Source organism: Bradyrhizobium sp. AZCC 1721 (assembly GCF_036924715.1).
Lineage (GTDB): Bacteria > Pseudomonadota > Alphaproteobacteria > Rhizobiales > Xanthobacteraceae > Bradyrhizobium.
Window position 1 is genome coordinate 5,350,721 of sequence record NZ_JAZHSB010000001.1, and the last position, 17,548, is coordinate 5,368,268.

Consider the following 17,548-nt stretch of genomic DNA (forward strand, 5'->3'; position numbering starts at 1 on the left):
GATGTCAGGTGCGGTTGCTGGGGCGTTATCGGGGCAGGAACGGCGCGATCGAGATCGTCGAATGCACCGCGGATGGAACACTGATCTATTTCGAGGAAGACATCAGGCAGAGTCAGGCCACGCCCGACGGCGAGAGCGTTTTCAGCTATGTCAGGCTCATGGACGAGCTCTTGCATCGCGCGACGAACATCCTCGTCCTGGGATGCGGCGGCGGGAATCTCGCGACCAGACTGGCGCGTCTCGGAAAAGAGCTGACGATCGTCGACAACAATCCGATCAGCTTCGTGATCGCCCAGCGCTATTTTGGGCTGCCGGACGGATTGCCGCTGATCGCATCCGATTTCCGGAAGTTCATTCTCGACGACGATCTGCTTTACGACGGGATCGCCATCGATGTCGGAGGTCCGGATTTTCGCTTTGACGATGAATTCGACGTCGAGACCTGCGATGCCATCCGCGCGCGGTTGACGCCCGGCGGCCGCATCGTGATGAACGTGTTGGTCGCGAACGACATCGACCCGGTACCCGATCGCATCGCCGCGCGGCTTGCCGGCGACCGGCTGGCAGCGTGGATCATCGACGAACAGGGCGTCCAGGATCGAAATGCGATCATCGCGTGCGTGCCGGAAAAGCGATTAAGCGCGCATCCGGCGCTTGCCGAGGCGATGCAAAACAGCCTCGAGCGGTGGTCGATCCGGCGAGGCAGATTGCGGGCTCGCGACCTCGGCGCGATGTATTCCGCCGCTGACAGGTAGCGCGCCGCGGCAAATCGTTGCGCGCCGGCGGGGCCGGCCGTGGGATAGGAGTCAACCGGCACTCGGTTCAAGCGCCGTCGCCACCTCGATCCTTCCGGTAGCTTTTGACTAGATGGACAGCTACAGGGTGCATGGCCGGCATCTCGAACAGCGCGTTAGATTAAATCGACTTCGCGGGCTGGCAAGCGGCTGGCCGACGTCCACGCCTGAGAGTATAAGCTAGCGCCTAGATGCCGGATCGACGGGGAGTGCCAAGATGAGCAATTACCGCGTCTCATTCTACAAAGATCTCTTGAATTCCGACGGTCACAGCTTCAAGTGCCTCCAGCGCTGGGTCGATGTACAGTCCGACGATCCCTCTCAGGCGAAGGTGCTTGCGGGGCGGCTGGTCGACAACGACCGCCTGAACGCCGATTGCATCGAGGTAATGCACCTGATGGACGGCTCTCATGAGTTCGAACGTTCATCTGGCCGTGCGTCCAGCAAGCACATCGGAAACGTCGTGCAGTAGATCGCGTTGTGAATCCCTGCGCGTGTGACCGCCGTTTATTCACCACTGGACGCATTCACACCGATTTCGCTCATCGTCGAGATGGGCGCGATGCCAAGCACGGCCGGCGCGTCAGCGAAAATCCCGTGACACGGATTTTTCGCATCGCAAGAAGTCGTCGCGCCGACGCAAAAGGACGCAGCCCGAAACGAATTGTCAGATTGAGCGTGACGCTGCGTCGGACGCATGTCACTATTCCCCGATAATCAAATGCCGCGCACGTCGGACGAAGTGCGGCTGCCAAGGGAGAGACAATAGCGTCGGCCTGGGCGCGTGAGTTCCTTTTGGCCCAACCGTCCGTTGGCGTCGCATGGGACAACAGATTGTCCATCGCCTGCTGATTTCGTTTCCCGCTTTGCTCGGGGTTCTCTTCCTCTGCTTTTGCCTGTTGCAGGTCGTTCCGGCAGATCCCGCGATGATCATTGCCGGGCCCGATGCCAAGGCTGAGACCATCGCTGCGATCCGACAGGAACTCGGTCTCGACAGATCGATCCCCGTTCAATTCTTTGAATACATCCTGCGTGTGCTGCGCGGAGATCTCGGCCGCTCCATCATTTCCAACCGAATGGTGAGCGAGGAACTGGCGATGACGATCGGGCCGACGATCGAGCTGATGCTCGGTGCGATGCTGATCGCCGTGCCGGCCGGGCTCGGGCTCGGGACGCTGGCGGCAGTCCATCGCGGCCGCCTCACCGATCGCATCATCATGGCCTGCTCGGTCGCCGGCGTGTCGATGCCGGTGTTCTTTATCGGCCTGATCCTGATCCAGTTCGTTGGATTCAAATGGGCGCTGTTGCCCTTCACCGGTCGTACCGGCCCGGTATGGGACGGCGGATTGCCGAGCCTGATCCTGCCCGCTCTGACGCTCGGCGCGGTGCTGATCGGCCCGATCGCGCGGCTGACGCGCACCGCCGTGCTCGAAGTGCTCGGTGCCGATTTCGTCCGCACGGCGCGCGCCAAGGGATTGCGTGAGCGGGTGGTGATCATTCATCACGCGCTGCGCAACGCCATGATCCCCGTCGTCACCCTGATCGGGCTGCAAGCGGCGTTCCTGCTCGGCGGCGCCGTCGTCACGGAAACCATGTTCTCATGGCCCGGCGTCGGCCGGCTTGCCGTCGGCGCCATCGTCTCCAGCGATTTTCCGACGGCGCAGGGCGCGATCATGATCCTCGCCATCGCCTTCCTGACGATCAACCTCTTGGTCGATGTGCTCTACGTCTATCTCGATCCCAGGGTGCAGCGCAGATGAGCGTCGAGGCTCTCGAGCAAGGCTTTGTCCTGGAGCGCGAAACCGGCGTATTCGCTCGCGCCGGGGTGTTGCGCCGGCTGGCGCGCGACCGCGTCGCTGCACTCGCCGGGCTGGCGCTCGCGGCTATCGTGCTGGCGGCGCTGTTTGCGCCCTGGATCGCGCCCTACGATCCCTACTTCACCGACCTCACCAAGGTGATGCTGCCTCCCGACGCCGCGCACTGGTTCGGCACCGACAATACCGGGCGCGACATCTTGAGCCGCGTCATCTTCGGAACCCGCAACACGCTGATACTCGGACTGGTCGGGGTGATCGTTGGCGGCCTGATCGGCGGCATCATGGGTATCCTCGCCACCTATTATCGCCGGCTGGACGGCTGGATCATGCGGCTGGTCGACATTATGCTGGCCTTCCCGGCAATCCTGATCGGGCTTGCAGTGGCCGCTATCTTCGGCGCCGGGCTCTCGGCTGTTGCTATTGCGCTCGTCGTTGCAACCGTACCCGCTGTCGCGCGGGAGGCGCGAGGCGCGGCGATGGGCGTGATGGGTCAGGATTTCATGGAAGCCGGCCGCGCCGTGGGCGTGTCCGACGGCGCACTGATCTGGCGCTACCTGACGCTCAATTGCATTTCGACGATCTTCGTGTTCCTGACGTTGCGCTTCGGCCAGATCATCCTGACCGGCTCGGCGCTGGGCTTCCTCGGCATGGGCGCGCAGCCGCCGATCGCCGAGCTCGGCATGATGGCAGCGCAGGGCCGCGACTTCCTGTTCATGGCGCCGCATATCGCGACGATCCCGAGCTGTGCCATCTTCGTGATCGTGCTGGCCGCCAACCTTCTGGGCGACGCATTCCGCGACGTCCTCGATCCGAGGCTGCAGACATGATCAGGTTCGTACTGGGAATGTCCTTGGCACTATGCGTCACCGGCCCGGCGACGGCCCAGACGCTCCACCTGATGAAAGGGATCGACGCGCCGCATTACGATGCGCAACGCACCACCTGGACCCCGACCTCCGACATCGTCAACATGTTCCAGGACACGCTGGTCGCGCTCGACTGGGACGGCCGCACGCCGATCCCCTATCTCGCCAAATCATGGACGATCAGCGAGGACGGCCGGACCTATACGTTCAAGCTGCGCGACGACGTGTCGTTCTGCAGCGGCAAGAAGTTTACCGCCGAGGATGTCGTCTACAGCTTCAAGCGCCTGAAGGATCCCGCGATCAAGGCCCCTTACGCGTGGCGGGCCGGCGACATCAAGGAATTGCGCGCGACCGATCCCTACACCGTCGAGTACGAGCTCAACGAGCCCTTCTCCGAGCTGCCGCTGCAGCTCACCATGTTCACCAACGTGATCCACAACAAGGAGAGCGTGGAAGCACTCGGCAAGGATTACGGCATCAAGGGCGCCGACGGCACCGGCCCTTGGTGTTTTGAGAGCTGGCAGCCGCGCACCGAAATTGTGCTCAAGCGCCATGACGTCTATCGATGGGGCCCCTCGATGTACAAGAACAAGGGGCCCGTGAAGTTCGAGAAGCTCAGCGTCAAGATCATGCCCGAGGAGTCCAGCCGCGTTGCGGCGATGATGGCCGGGCAGTTCGACATCACCAATCAATTCCCGCCGCAGTTCATCGCCCAAGCCAAGTCTGCACCGATGCTGAACGTGACGGAAGCGAAGCCGAATTTCCAATTGCTCTATTTCGGCTTCAAGACGACGCGGCCCATGGTGGAAGACCGACGGGTGCGCGAAGCGATGAGCATCGCCATCAACCGCGTCGAGATCGCCAAGGGCGTGCTGCTCGGCAACGCCGAACCGGCCTTCACTATTGTCGATCCGGACGCGCTCGATCACGACCCCACCACCAAGGGCATCGTGAAAGAGGATATCGAGCGCGCCAAGGCGCTGCTCGATGAGGCCGGCTGGAAAATCGGCAGCGATGGCGTCCGCGAGAAGGACGGCGTCAAGCTGCAACCGAAGGTCTACTACACCCAGGCCGGCAACACGCCGCGCATTGCCGAGGCGATCCAGGGCTACCTGCGCCGCATCGGCATACAGTGGCAGCTGCAGCCCTGGGATTCGACCATTGCATCCGCGAAGATGGCGGAGCAGGACTACGAAATCTGGTCGGTGACGGTGCCTTATCTGTCGGCCGGCGATCTCATGAACATCTACTTCGATTCCAGGAACATCCCGACGCCCAACCGGATGAACTGGAAAGACGCCGAGACCGATGAATGGCTGAAGCATGGCCGCTCGGCGCTGACGGACACCGACCGGGCCAAATACTACGCGCTGGTGCAGCAGAAGGTGATGCGCGAGCACCTCTGGATGCCGGTGCTCAATATCAACATGTATCAGGTGGCCAACAAGAAGATCACCGATGCCAGGCCGCACATGCTCTACCAGAACACTTTCTATAAGGGCTTGGACGTGTCGCGGCAGAAATAACAGGGAGGGAACACGATGCGCAGCATTTTGACAGGCGCTGTGGCGCTGCTGGGCATGGCCGGAATGTGCTCGACGGCCGAGGCGCAGACCTTGCGGGTGATGAAGTCACTGGATGCGCCGCACTACGACGGCCAGCGCACCACCTGGTCGCCGACGTCGGATATCGTCAACATGTTCCAGGATACGCTGGTGGCGCTCGACTGGGACGGCAAGACGACGATCCCCTACCTCGCGAAATCGTGGACGATCAGCGAGGACGGCAAGACCTACGTCTTCAAGCTGCGCGATGACGTGACGTTCTGCAGCGGCAAGAAGTTCACCGCCGCCGATGTCGTCTACACGTTCAAGCGATTGAAGGATCCGGAAACCAAAGCGCCCTATGCCTGGCGCGCCGGCGACATCAAGGAAGTGCGCGCGCCCGATCCCTATACTGTCGAATATGAGCTCAACGAGCCCTACTCCGAACTGCTGCTGCAGCTCACCATGTACACCAATGCGATCCACAATCAAGAGAGCGTGGAGACGCTCGGCAAGGACTACGGCATCAAGGGAATCGACGGCACCGGTCCCTGGTGTTTCGAGAGCTGGCAGCCGCGCACGGAAATCGTGCTGAAGCGCCACGACGCCTACAAATGGGGCCCGTCGATGTATCAGAACAAGGGCCCGGTGAAGTTCGAGAAACTCAGCATCAAGATCGTGCCGGAGGACGCCAGCCGCGTCGCCGCCATCATGGGCGGACAGTTCGACCTCACCCATCAGGTCCCGCTGCAATTCATCGAGCAGGTCAAGGCCGCGCCTAATCTGACCGTTCAGGAAGCCAAGCCCAACTTCCAGCTCATGTATTACGGTTACAAGATCACCCGCCCTATGGTCGCCGACAAGCGCGTGCGCGAGGCCATGAACATTGCGATCAACCGCGCCGAGATCGTCAAGGGCATCATGCTGGGCAATGCCGAGCCGGCATTCACCTACGTCGATCCGAAGGCGCTCGATTTCGCCGAGAAGACCAAAAACGTCATCAAGGAAGACGTCGAACGCGCCAAGAAGCTTCTGGACGAGGCCGGCTGGAAAGTCGCCGCCGACGGCATCCGCGAGAAGGACGGCATGAAGCTCGCACCCCGTGTGCTGTTCCCGCAGGTCACCTACTTCCCGCGCGTTTCTGAGGCGATTCAAGGCTACATGCGCAAGATCGGCATCGACTGGAAGATCGTCGGTTTCGACTCCACGATCGCGCCTGCCGAGATGGGCAAGCAGGACTTCGAGCTGTGGACCGTCACCGTGCCCTATCTGTCTGCAGGCGAGTTGATGAACATCTATTTCAACTCCAAGAACATCCCGACGCCCAACCGCATGAACTGGAAAGACGACGAGACCGACGAGTGGCTGCGCGCCGGCCGCGCCGCGCTCACCGACGCAGAGCGTGCGCTCAACTACGCGCGCGTGCAGGAGAAGGTAACGAACGAGCATCTGCTGATGCCCGTGATGAACGTCGCCATGTATACGACCAGTTCGAAGAAGCTGAAGGACGTGCGGCCGCACATGCTCTATCAAAACACCTTCTACAAGGGTCTGGATTACTCGTTCTGATGGATAATCTTCTCGAGGTTCGCGGCCTGAAAACCCACTTCGCGACGGACCGCGGGCTGTTCCGCGCCGTCGACGGCATCAGCTTCAGCGTTCCGCGCGGACGCACCATCGGCCTTGTCGGCGAATCCGGCTGCGGCAAGAGCGTGACCTCGCTTTCGGTGATGGGCCTGGTGCCGAGCCCGCCGGGCAAGGTCGAGGCCGAGGCGGTGCTGTTCGGCAATCGCGACGTGCTAAAGCTCACAGCCGACGAGCGGCGCAGGCTGCGCGGCGGCAAGATGTCGATGATTTTTCAGGAACCGATGACCTCGCTCAATCCGGTCCACACCGTGGGACAGCAAATTGTCGAGGCAATCCTTGCCCATACCGCGATGTCGCCGCGCGCGGCGCGGGCGCGCGCAATCGAGATGCTCGAATTGGTGCGGATTCCGTCAGCGGCGCAGCGCATCGACGACTTTCCGCACAACATGTCGGGCGGCATGCGGCAGCGAGTCATGATCGCGATGGCGCTCTCCTGCGAGCCGGCGCTGCTGATCGCCGACGAGCCGACCACGGCGCTCGACGTCACCATCCAGGCGCAAATTCTTGACCTGTTGAGCGACCTGCAGCGGCGGCTCGGCATGGCGATCCTGATCATCACCCACGATCTCGGCGTCATCGCCGAGGTCGCCGACAAGGTGCTGGTGATGTATGCGGGGCGAATCGTCGAGAGCGCCGACGTGAACGACCTGTTCGCCGACCCGCAGCATCCTTACACCATCGGCCTGCTCGGTTCGATTCCGCGCATCGATATCGACCGCAAGCGGCTCGCCACCATCGAGGGCACGGTGCCCAGCCCCAACAACCAGCCGGCGGGCTGCCGCTTTGCGCCGCGCTGCCCGTTTGCGGACCAGCGCTGCCGGCTTGATCCGCCACCGCTGCGCGACATCGCGCCCGGTCACCAGGTCGCGTGCTGGAAAGCCCCGGTCGAGGTGACATCATGAGCGACGCCCCCGTCTTGCAGGTCGACGGCCTGGTCAAGCATTTTGCGGTCACCCGCGGGCTGATCCGCCGCAAGACCATCGGGCTCGTGCGCGCCGTCGAAGATGTCAGCTTCGAGATCGCCCGCGGCGAGACGCTCGCGCTGGTCGGCGAATCCGGCTGCGGCAAGTCAACCACCGGACGGCTGATCCTGCGTTTGATGGACCCGACCGCCGGCTCGGTACGCTTCAAGGGCAAGGAAATCGCCGATCTCGACAAGAATGCGCTGCGCCGGATGCGGCGGCATATGCAGATCATTTTCCAAGATCCCTACGCCTCGCTCAATCCGCGCATGACGGTCGGCGAAATCCTGGCCGAGCCGCTGCGCGTTCACGAAATCGGCGACGACGCATCGCGCGAGGCACGCGGCCGCGAGCTGCTGGACATCGTCGGCCTGCTGCCCGAACATGCCAGCCGCTATCCGCACCAGTTCTCGGGCGGGCAACGCCAGCGCATCGGCATCGCCCGCGCGCTCGCCGCCAATCCCGATTTGATCGTCTGCGACGAGCCGGTGTCGGCGCTGGACGTCTCGATCCAGGCGCAGATCGTCAACCTCCTGCAGAATCTGCAGCAGCGTTTTGGCCTCTCCTATCTGTTCATCGCCCATGATCTTGCCGTGGTGAAGCACATCAGCGACCGCGTCGCCGTGATGTATTTGGGCAAGCTGGTCGAGATATCAGACAAGAAGTCGCTCTACGACCGGCCGTTGCACCCGTATACCCAGGCGCTACTGGCGGCGATCCCGAAGCCCGATCCCGCGCTCCGCACCAAGCGCGTGATGCTGCAGGGCGACGTGCCGAGCCCGTTCAAGCCGCCGAGCGGCTGCCGCTTCCATACCCGCTGCCCGCATGCGCAGGCGCGCTGCTCGGCCGAGGAGCCGGAGCTGCGCGAGGCGGCACCCGGCCATCGCGTCGCCTGTCATTTTTTCGAGACGCTGCCCGCCCCGACCATCCTCGCGCGCGCCGGCCTTGCCAATGGAAAGTTCGCCGCACGGCTGGCGGCCTTCGAGGCGGCGAAGACGGCACGGACATCGGCCTGAGCCAGAGTGGTGTAAGGGCCCAGACACAAAATTGCGAAAACAACCCCATGCAAAGTAGAATGGGGCCCCTCTCGGGGCACTTCCCGCCCTAGCCGGCGTGTTCAATGGCGCGGATAGCACCGCGCAACTCGGCTAGGCCGCGCAGGCGGCCGATCGCGGTGTAGCCGGGATTGGTGCGCTTGGTCGCGGCGAGATCGTCGAGCATGCGGTGGCCGTGATCGGGCCGGAACACGATCTGATTTTCCGGCGAGCGCGTTCGGTTCTCCGCCAGCAAAGCCTTCAACACCGCGATCATGTCGACGTCGCCATCCAGATGATCGGACTCGCAGAACGACAGGCCGTCGGCTTCCCGCTTGGTCGCCCGCAGATGGGCAAAGCCGATCCGCGGCGCGAAGCGTTTGGCCATCGCGGGCAGATCGTTCTCCGGGCGCACGCCGAGCGAGCCGGTGCAGAAGCAGATGCCGTTGGCCTTGGATGGCACCGCGTCGAACAGCGCCTGATAGTCCTCCACCGATGAGGCGATGCGCGGCAGGCCGAACAGCGGGCGCGGCGGATCGTCCGGATGCAGCGTCAACGTTACCCCGACCTGCTCCGCCACCGGCGCGACGCGCGCGAGAAATTCGCTTAAGTGCTGACGCAGCACTTTGGAATCGATGCCGCGGTATTGCTGCAGGCGGTCGCGGAATTGCGGAATGGTCAGGGGATCGGTGGTGGATCCCGGCAGCGCGCTGGCAATGTTGGTGATGAGGACGTCGATATCGGCCTGCGTCATCGCTTCATAGACCTGCTTCGCGCGGCGCTGCGCGGCCTCGGAATATTCAGCAGGCGCTTCCGGGCGCTGCAGGATGTGCAGGTCGAACGCCGCGAACCGGTCCTGGTCGAAGCGCATCGCCTTGGCGCCGTTCGGCAGTTCCCATTCGAGATCGGTGCGGCACCAGTCCACGACCGGCATGAAATTGTAGCAGATGATCTTGATACCGGCGGCAGCGACCGCCTCCATGCTCGCGATCCACGCCTCGATCGAGCGCGTCGCCTTGCCCCCCAACCGCTTCACGTCATCAGGAATCGGGATCGATTCCACCACCGACCAAGTCAGTGGCGAGCGGCCCGGTTGCGAGTTCTCGATCAGGTTCTTCCGCTCCTCAATGGCTGAGCGCGTCCAGGCCTCGCCGATCGGAACCTGATGCAGCGCCGTTACCACGTCGGTCGCGCCGGCCTGACGGATATCGTCGAGCGATACGGGATCGTTGGGTCCGTACCACCGCCATCCCTGCAGCATCATGCGGAAGCTCCTGAAGTGAGAACGGCCATCAAGCGGTCAGCACGACCTTGACGCTCTGCGAGCGGTCGAGCGCGAGCCGCACCGCATCAGGCGCGACCGCGAGCGGGCGTTGCGCCGTCACCAGCGAAAGCACGTCCACGCTGCCGTCGGCGATCAGTTCGACCGCCGTGAAGAATTCCGTCCCGAAGCGGAACGAGCCGCGAAGGTCGATCTCCTTGGCCATCACCGCGTTCGCCGGCACCGAAATCTGTCCGCCCGGCAGGTTGCCGACCTGAACCACAACGCCGCCGCGCCTGACCGCACCGATCGCGCTGGCCAAGCCCGCCGCGGTGCCCGAGACTTCGAACGCGACATCGAACGGCTGCGCGGCAGCCTGCGCTTTCAGGGCCTCTTCGCCGCCGGAGATATCGACGACATGATTGGCCCCCAATCTCGTGGCGAACGCCAACGGCGCCGCCGCGATATCGACGACGGTTGTCTCTGCAATCCCGGCGCGCTGCGCCGCCAGCATGGTCAGGAGACCGATCGGGCCGGCGCCGAACAGCACTGCGCGCTTGCCGGTCACGTCCCCGGCGCGGGCGACCGCATGCAGGCAGACTGCGAGCGGCTCGGCGAGCGCTGCCGCCTGATAGGTCACGTGGTCCGGAATCTTCACGCACTGCGCCGGGTTGGCATCGAAGTAAGACGCAAAGCCGCCCTGCATATGCGGGGTCTTCGAGGCCGATCCCATGAAGAAGATGTTTTCGCAGAGATTGGGCCGGTTCTCGCGGCACGGCTTGCAATGGCCGCACCAGCGCGACGGGTTGACCGCGACGCGATCGCCGACCTTCACGCCCGGCGCCGAACCTGCGATTTCGACCACCTCACCCGCAATCTCATGGCCGAGCACCAGCGGCGAGGTCACGACAAAGTCGCCGGTGCGGGCATGGCGGTAATAATGCATGTCCGAGCCGCAAATGCCGCCGGCGCCGAAACGAATGCGCACCATGCCGGAGGGAAGCGGATCGAGCGGCCGCTCGATCATACGCAGATCTTCCGGGCCGAACAGCGTTGCAGCCAAAGCCATCGATGTCATTTTGAGAGTCCCATGTATTTAGGCAGCCAGAGCGTCAGCTCCGGGACGTAGGTGATGGCGACGAGCGCCAACAGGAGCGGCACCAGCCACGGCAGGATCGCCATGGTGGTGCGCTCGACGGACAATTTCGCCACGCGGGCCAGCACGAACAGCACCATGCCGAGCGGCGGGTGCAACAGACCGATCATCAGGTTCAGCGTCATGATCAGGCCGAAATGAATGGGATCGATGCCCAATTTCAGAACGATCGGCAAAAGGATCGGCACCAGAATGGTGATGGCGGCGATGGTGTCGATGAAGCAGCCGACGAACAGGATCAGGATGTTCGCCAGCAGCAGGAACACCCACTTGTTCTGGGTGATGCCGAGCATCGCATCCGTCAGCGTCTGCGCCGCCTGCGACACCGTCAAGAGCCATGCAAAGATCGACGCCGCGGTCACGATGAACAGCACGGATGCCGTGGTCTCGATGGTATCGAACGTCGCCTTGGCAACGGTCTGCAGCGTCATCGAGCGGTAACGCACGAGCCCGAGGAACAGCGACCAGATCACGGCGGCGACTGCGGCTTCGGTTGGCGTAAACCAGCCGAGCGTCATGCCGCCGATCAGGATCACCGGCGCCATCAGCGCCATCACAGCGGAGAAATCGAAATACCAGTCGAGCGCCAGCAGCGCCACGAGACCGATTCCGACAGCCATGTTCACCGAGAGCCCGGCGACGACCAGCAGCCAAACGACCACCGGGAACGCCAGCACGATGAGGATTTCGATCGCGGCCGAGCCGAGTTGCGGCCAGGAGAACGGCGTATCGCTGCCCCAGCCGTTCTTGTGGGCGAAATAGGCCACGGTCGCCATCATGGCCAACGTCATGAACACGCCCGGAATCACGCCGCCCAGAAACAGCGCGCCGATCGAGACGTTCGCCATCATGCCGTAGATCACGAATGGCAGCGACGGCGGAATGATCGGGCCGAGCGTGGCGGACGCCGCGGTCACGCCGACCGCGAACTCGGTCGAGTAGCCGTGATCCTTCATCGCCTTGATCTCGATGGTGCCGAGCCCTGCGGCGTCCGCAATCGCGGTGCCGGACATCCCGGAAAAGATCACGGAGCCGACGATATTGACATGCCCGAGGCCGCCGCGCATCCAGCCCACTAGCGCGACCGCGAATTTGTAGATGCGCCCCGTAACGCCCGCGATGTTCATGAGGTTGCCGGCCAGGATGAAGAACGGCACCGCGAGCAGCGGAAAGCTTTCGACACCGGCAATCATGCGCTGCGCCAGCGTGACATCCGGCGTGATGCCGGTGACGAGAATGTAGACCAGCGACGACACTGCCATCGAGAGCGCGACCGGCAGGCCGACCAGCATCAGCAGCAGAAATCCCCCAAGCAGCAGCAGCATGGCGTCAGCCTTCCGTTCCGTCGAATGCGCCGGGTCGCTCCAGGATGGAATAACCGCGCCGCCAGTTCTCGACCGCGATCTGGATCGAGCGCGCGAACATCAGCACGAAGCCGAGCAGCACGGCGTAATACACAAATCCCTTTTGAAACTTGATCGTGGTCATCCGCTCGTCGCCGATGATCTGGATGAACTGCCAGACCAACTTGATCGCATAGCCGAAGAACGCGATCCGGATCACGTCGATGACCGTCGAGAGCGCGCGCGCCGGCAGATGCGGCAGATAGCGAAACAGCAGATCGACCTGGATGTGCCGCGACAGCCGCACGCACATCGCCGAGCCGATAAAGACCACGCCGATCAGGCAATAGGTCGCGATCTCCTCGGTCCAGGCGTAACTGTCGTTGAGCACGTAGCGGGTGAAGAATTGCAGAAACACGGACAGCGCCATGATCCAGAAGATCGCGAGCGCCAGCCAGTCCTCGGCGGCGTATTGGCCGAGATCGGCGCCCTTGGGGACCTCGTCCTCAAACGTATGGGCGATCTCGTCCGCCGTGATCTGCTTGTGCACTTCAACCATCGACAAGCGCCCTCCCCGAGCTGGCGTATTCGAGGCTTCCGCCGTGCCTGCCGCCGAAAAGTCGGGGCAAGCACGGACGAAGGCCTGGCCGTTTACTTCACCGCCTGGATGCGATCCCAGTCGGACTTGCGGTAGTCGAAGGTCTCGAACTTCGTGGTCTTGATCACGGTGTCGCGGAACTCGTCCTTGTTGACCTCGGTGACCGTCAGCCCCTTCTGCTTGAAGAAGTCGACCAACTTGGCCTCGTTGGCCTTGATCTCGGCCGTAGCCTTTGCCGCCGCTTCCTGGGCGACGTCGGTGAAGATTTTGCGGTCTTCTTCCGAGAGCTTCTTCCAGAGCGCGCCGGCAACAACCGTATTGAGGTGATCGACAATGTGACCAGTCAGCACGATGTGCTTCTGCACCTCGTAGAACTTCTTGGCCTCGATCGTGGTAAGCGGATTTTCCTGGGCTTCCACGGTGCCGTTCTGCAGGGCGAGATAGACCTCGGCAAAGGCGATCGGCGCGGTGTTGGCGCCGCAGGCGCGCGGCATCGCGAGATAGGCCGGCACGTCAGGCACACGCATCTTGAGGCCCTTCATGTCGGCGCAAGCCTTGATCGGCTTGTTCGAAGAGGTGTGACGCACGCCGTAATAGGTCACCGCCACGATGTGATGGCCGCTCTTGTCCTCGTAGCCCTTGGCGAGTTCCTTGAAGACGTCGCTCTTAGTGTAGGCCAGGAGATGATCGGCATCGCGGAAGGTGTAGGGATAATAAGTCACGCCGATCGGGGGAAAGCTCTTGGCCGCAAAGCTCGAGCCGGAAATGATGATGTCGACGGAGCCAAGCGCAAGCCCCTGGTTGATGTCGGTTTCCTTGCCGAGCTGCGAAGCCGGATAGACGTCGATCTGGTAGCGCCCGTTGGTCCGCTTGTTGATCTCGCCCGCGGCCCAGACGGACGCGGTGTGGAACGGCTCCGACGTTTCGTAAACGTGGGCCCATTTCAGTTTGGTCTGCGCCATGCCCGAGGTGGTCGCGGCCAGCAGCGCCGCAGCAGACGCCGCGAATGCAATCGTCAATTTCTTCAACACGTGAATTTCCTCCGTCGTTACAATTTGCTTTTGTTACCCAACCGGACCGACATTCTCGCCGAACCGTTCGAATTCTCGTCGTTCAGCCGCTGCTTGCGCTGATGCGTGAGGCGGACGAAGCTTCCGCTCCGAAATTTTGCGCAAAGCGGGCCTGCGAACGCGCCAAGTGCTCGCGCATCGCCACGCGGGCGGCATCGGAATCGTGCGCCGCGATGGCATCGCGGATCGCGCGGTGCTCGGCCAGCGCCGCATTCCAGGATTCCGGATTTTCGAAATAATGCGCGAGCTTGGCGAAGTAGGGATTGAGCCGCTGGTCGAACAGCTCGCCGACCACGCGGACCAGCACGGCGTTGTCGAGACAGCCGGCGACCGCGACATGAAACGCGCGGTCATGGATCATCGAGGCCTCGCCGGGATGCTGCACGGTGGCCATCGCCTCCAGCGAAGCGTCGATGCGCGCGATATCTTCGGCTGCCGCCACCCGCGCCGCCTGTTCGGCGATCGCGCCTTCGAGGAATTCGCGGGCGCGTAAGAGTTCGAACGGGCCTTCGATCTCGGCCGCCAAGGGCAAAGGCGGTGCGAGCGCCGCCGGCTCACTGACATATATTCGCGGAGCCCACGCGAATCCGAACCCTGCCCTCGACTTCCAGAGCAATCAGGGCTTCGCGCACCGTCGGCCGCGACACTTTCAACTGTTCGGCAAGATCGCGTTCGGTCGGAAGCCGGCTGCCCACGCGGTATTCGCCGCTGTCGATCAAGGCGCGAAGCTGATCGGCAACCTGGCGATAAAGGCGTCGTGCTTCCACGGCTTCGAGCGGCACGCTCGGCTCTCCCTGACGATCCCCCGAAGTGAATCGAATTTTTCTTGCTTGGTCGGGATAAGGCCAATAAATCGGGACATTGGCCTTACCAATTGACCAAAGATTGATAGATCGAGCCTTCCATGTCAAGCGACACGGCGAAAATCCCGGTTTTCAGCCCGAAAGACGGCAATTTCCGCCTTTCGAACGCCAGCCTTCCTCGGCTTCCCGGCCACATCCGGCAACCGGCATATGACCGCTCGCTGATCTCACCAGGCATCGTTCATCTCGGAATTGGCGCGTTCCACCGGGCCCACCAGGCCGTGGTGATCGACGACCTCCTGGCAGGCGGCGCTATGGATTGGGGAATCATCGGAGCCAGCTTGCGCAGCCCGGCGACACGCGATGCCCTCGCCCCGCAGGACGGCCTTTACACGCTGGCCGTTCGCTCCGGCGCGGGCATCGATCACCGCATCATCGGCTCGGTGCTCGCTGTCGACGTCGCCACCGAGAAACCCGACCAGTTGATCGCGCGCCTGGCCAACCCGGCCACGCGTATCGTCTCGCTGACGGTTACCGAGAAGGGCTATTGCCATACGCCGCAGACCGGCGATTTGGACGAGCGTCATCCCGATATCGTTCATGACCTGCAGAATCCGGGCACGCCGCGTTCGGCCATCGGATACCTGGTGGCCGCGCTCGCGCGCAGGCGGATCGCGGGCGAAGCCCCCTTCACTGTTCTTTCCTGTGACAATCTCTCCGCCAATGGCCAAACAGTTGAACGGATCGTGACGCAGTTCGCCGCCTTGCGATCGCGCAATCTCGCGAAATGGATTGAAGCCGAGGTGGCCTTCCCTTCGACCATGGTGGACCGGATCGTGCCGGAGACCACGGAGCTCGACCGGGCGGAGATTTCTTCAGCGCTCGGCATGATCGACGCATGGCCCATTATCACAGAACCGTTCACGCAATGGATCGTTGAAGACCGTTTTCCGGCCGGACGGCCGGACTTTGCGGCTGCGGGCGTGCAACTGGTCTCGGATGTAACGCCGTTCGAACATATGAAGCTGCGGCTGCTCAATGCCAGCCACTCGGCGCTCGCCTATCTCGGATATCTCGCAGGCTTTGAGACCATCGCCGCAACCATGGCCGACCATCGCTTTGTGGCGTTTGTCCGACAGGTGATGCAAGACGCCGCGCCGACGCTGGCGATGCCTGCAGGAACTGATCTGGCAGCCTATAGCGCATCGCTGCTGCAGCGCTTCTCCAATCCCGCCCTGCATCACCGCACCTGGCAGATTGCGATGGACGGATCGCAGAAGCTGCCGCAACGGCTGCTCGCGACCATGCAGGACCGGCTGCGGCTGGGGCTGCCGATCGATACCCACGCGCTCGCGGTGGCCGGCTGGATGCGTTACGTCACCGGTACCGACGAGCGAGGCCGCGCCATCGACGTGCGCGATCCCCTCGCGCGAGAGTTGGCTGATATCGCCGAGCGTGCCGGTCCGGTCGCAGAGCGGCTTGCTCCCGCGCTGTTGGAGGTAAGCTCCATCTTCGGCACGCTCGGGAACGATCCCCGCATGCGCAGCGCCGTCACCGGGGCGCTCGCAAAACTTTACGCACTCGGTGCACGTCAGGCCGTACAGACGTTTCAAGCAGCATGATTGGCAGGTCAGAGCCACCGGATGGCAAGGCCACACCGCGACCGCCGTTCATTTCACAAATTCAGCAGGCTGCGGCGACAACAAGGCCCTGGTGAGTTGGTGACAGGGATCGGCGAGCCCATCGATGACATCGAAATGATGCCGGCCGGGTTCTTCGATCACGCAGGTTTTCGCACCCAGCCCGGTCCAGATGTTGGCGAGGAGCGCGTTCTGGCGGACGAATTCCGGGCGCTCGGCGCTGCCTACCCAGCATGTTAGGCGCGCACTCGGCATCGGCTCCAGCAATGCGGGGCTTTCCACGAGCGCCTCGGCCTCGTCGATCCGAAGGTCCGTGTTCATGGCGGCCTTCATCAGCGGACGAAGGTCATGAACGCCGGAAATGGAGACGGTGTGGCTGATGCGAGCCCTGACATCGTCCGGGAGCGGCGACGTCGCCGAGATCATGCGTGTCACCAGATGCCCGCCGGCGGAATGGCCCGCCAGAAAAAGCGGACCTTCGACCATCGCGGCAGCGCGCTCGACGGCCGCGGCAATCTCGCGCGTGATCTCGCAGATGCGCACGGCCGGGCATAGCGTGTAAGAGGGCATCGCCACCGCATAGCCGCTTTCAACCGATCCACGCGCGAGATGCGACCAAAAGCTCTTGTCGAGCGCCTTCCAGAATCCGCCATGGACGAAGACGACCAGGCCCTTTGGCCGGCCCTCCGGTTCAAAGAGATCGAAGCGGTTTCGTGCGCGCTCGCCATAGCCGACGTCGAGCATCGCGCGGCCGCTGTCTTGAAGTGCGTCGCGATAGGCCTGTGCGGGCTGCACCCACGCCGCCGGCCAGCGTTCGCCGCCCGGAATGTTCGGAGCATTCGCATAGGCGTCGTTCCAGTCGGAAATCTGATGAAAAATCACGCGGTTCGGCTTCCATTCGATCTTGTGGGCCGGGCCGATGTCCGATCGATGCCCGCAGGCAACCAGTCTATACTAGGAAGCGCATCTTCCGCCCCATAAATTTCAAGCTTGAAATAATTGATATCAGCGCG

At 62.9% G+C, this 17,548-nt stretch carries 15 protein-coding genes and 1 pseudogene; 9 read left to right on the plus strand and 7 right to left on the minus strand.

The annotated features are described in order from the left end of the window. Window positions 1-8: 8 nt before the first annotated feature. The 8 genes from V1273_RS25820 to V1273_RS25855 all read left to right on the plus strand — a co-directional run bounded on the left by V1273_RS25820 (window position 9) and on the right by V1273_RS25855 (window position 8,646). A complete protein-coding gene (locus tag V1273_RS25820) occupies window positions 9-755 on the plus strand; it encodes a class I SAM-dependent methyltransferase (RefSeq protein WP_334411331.1) in 747 nt (248 codons plus the stop codon). A 256-nt stretch (window positions 756-1,011) separates the two neighbouring features. Then, window positions 1,012-1,266: a hypothetical protein gene (locus V1273_RS25825; protein ID WP_334364064.1), complete on the plus strand. Its 255-nt coding sequence runs from the start codon at window positions 1,012-1,014 to the stop codon at window positions 1,264-1,266. Window positions 1,267-1,615: 349 nt separating this feature from the next. Next, on the plus strand, window positions 1,616-2,554 hold the full coding sequence (locus V1273_RS25830; protein ID WP_334411332.1) for an ABC transporter permease: 939 nt from the start codon (window positions 1,616-1,618) through the stop codon (window positions 2,552-2,554). Continuing rightward, a complete protein-coding gene (locus V1273_RS25835) occupies window positions 2,551-3,438 on the plus strand; it encodes an ABC transporter permease (RefSeq protein WP_334411333.1) in 888 nt (295 codons plus the stop codon). The genes V1273_RS25830 and V1273_RS25835 overlap by 4 nt, the downstream gene beginning before the upstream one ends. After that, a complete protein-coding gene (locus tag V1273_RS25840; protein WP_334411334.1) occupies window positions 3,435-5,003 on the plus strand; it encodes an ABC transporter substrate-binding protein in 1,569 nt (522 codons plus the stop codon). The genes V1273_RS25835 and V1273_RS25840 overlap by 4 nt, the downstream gene beginning before the upstream one ends. Before the next feature lie 15 nt (window positions 5,004-5,018). Beyond that, on the plus strand, window positions 5,019-6,590 hold the full coding sequence (locus V1273_RS25845; protein WP_334411335.1) for an ABC transporter substrate-binding protein: 1,572 nt from the start codon (window positions 5,019-5,021) through the stop codon (window positions 6,588-6,590). Further along, window positions 6,590-7,570, plus strand: a complete 981-nt coding sequence (locus tag V1273_RS25850; RefSeq protein ID WP_334381149.1) for an ABC transporter ATP-binding protein — start codon at window positions 6,590-6,592, stop codon at window positions 7,568-7,570. Before V1273_RS25845 ends, V1273_RS25850 begins: the two co-directional genes overlap by 1 nt. Further along, on the plus strand, window positions 7,567-8,646 hold the full coding sequence (locus V1273_RS25855) for an ABC transporter ATP-binding protein (RefSeq protein ID WP_334381148.1): 1,080 nt from the start codon (window positions 7,567-7,569) through the stop codon (window positions 8,644-8,646). The genes V1273_RS25850 and V1273_RS25855 overlap by 4 nt, the downstream gene beginning before the upstream one ends. A gap of 88 nt (window positions 8,647-8,734) precedes the next feature. Here V1273_RS25855 and uxuA read toward each other — a convergent pair whose 3' ends face one another. From uxuA to V1273_RS25885, 6 genes and pseudogenes are all read right to left on the minus strand, one after another. Next, window positions 8,735-9,925 (minus strand): mannonate dehydratase, encoded by a 1,191-nt coding sequence (gene uxuA, locus V1273_RS25860; RefSeq protein WP_334384171.1) that lies wholly within the window; start codon window positions 9,923-9,925, stop codon window positions 8,735-8,737. A gap of 31 nt (window positions 9,926-9,956) precedes the next feature. Continuing rightward, the gene (locus V1273_RS25865) at window positions 9,957-11,003 is read right to left on the minus strand and encodes an L-idonate 5-dehydrogenase (protein WP_334411336.1); all 1,047 of its coding nucleotides are present in this window, start codon (window positions 11,001-11,003) and stop codon (window positions 9,957-9,959) included. Then, window positions 11,000-12,406 (minus strand): TRAP transporter large permease, encoded by a 1,407-nt coding sequence (locus tag V1273_RS25870; RefSeq protein WP_334411338.1) that lies wholly within the window; start codon window positions 12,404-12,406, stop codon window positions 11,000-11,002. Before V1273_RS25870 ends, V1273_RS25865 begins: the two co-directional genes overlap by 4 nt. 4 nt (window positions 12,407-12,410) lie before the next feature. Next, window positions 12,411-12,989, minus strand: coding sequence for a TRAP transporter small permease (locus V1273_RS25875; protein WP_334411339.1), 579 nt, complete (start codon window positions 12,987-12,989; stop codon window positions 12,411-12,413). A gap of 86 nt (window positions 12,990-13,075) precedes the next feature. Further along, entirely contained in the window at window positions 13,076-13,984 is a 909-nt protein-coding gene (locus V1273_RS25880; RefSeq protein WP_442894168.1) for a sialic acid TRAP transporter substrate-binding protein SiaP, read from the minus strand. A 151-nt stretch (window positions 13,985-14,135) separates the two neighbouring features. Continuing rightward, window positions 14,136-14,874: pseudogene (locus V1273_RS25885) on the minus strand (FadR/GntR family transcriptional regulator). A gap of 122 nt (window positions 14,875-14,996) precedes the next feature. Here V1273_RS25885 and V1273_RS25890 point away from each other — a divergent pair. Beyond that, the gene (locus V1273_RS25890) at window positions 14,997-16,517 is read left to right on the plus strand and encodes a mannitol dehydrogenase family protein (RefSeq protein WP_334411341.1); all 1,521 of its coding nucleotides are present in this window, start codon (window positions 14,997-14,999) and stop codon (window positions 16,515-16,517) included. 48 nt (window positions 16,518-16,565) lie between these two features. On the opposite strand, the gene V1273_RS25895 is transcribed toward V1273_RS25890, so the two are convergent. After that, window positions 16,566-17,417, minus strand: a complete 852-nt coding sequence (locus V1273_RS25895; RefSeq protein WP_334381145.1) for an alpha/beta hydrolase — start codon at window positions 17,415-17,417, stop codon at window positions 16,566-16,568. Window positions 17,418-17,548 lie beyond the last annotated feature (131 nt).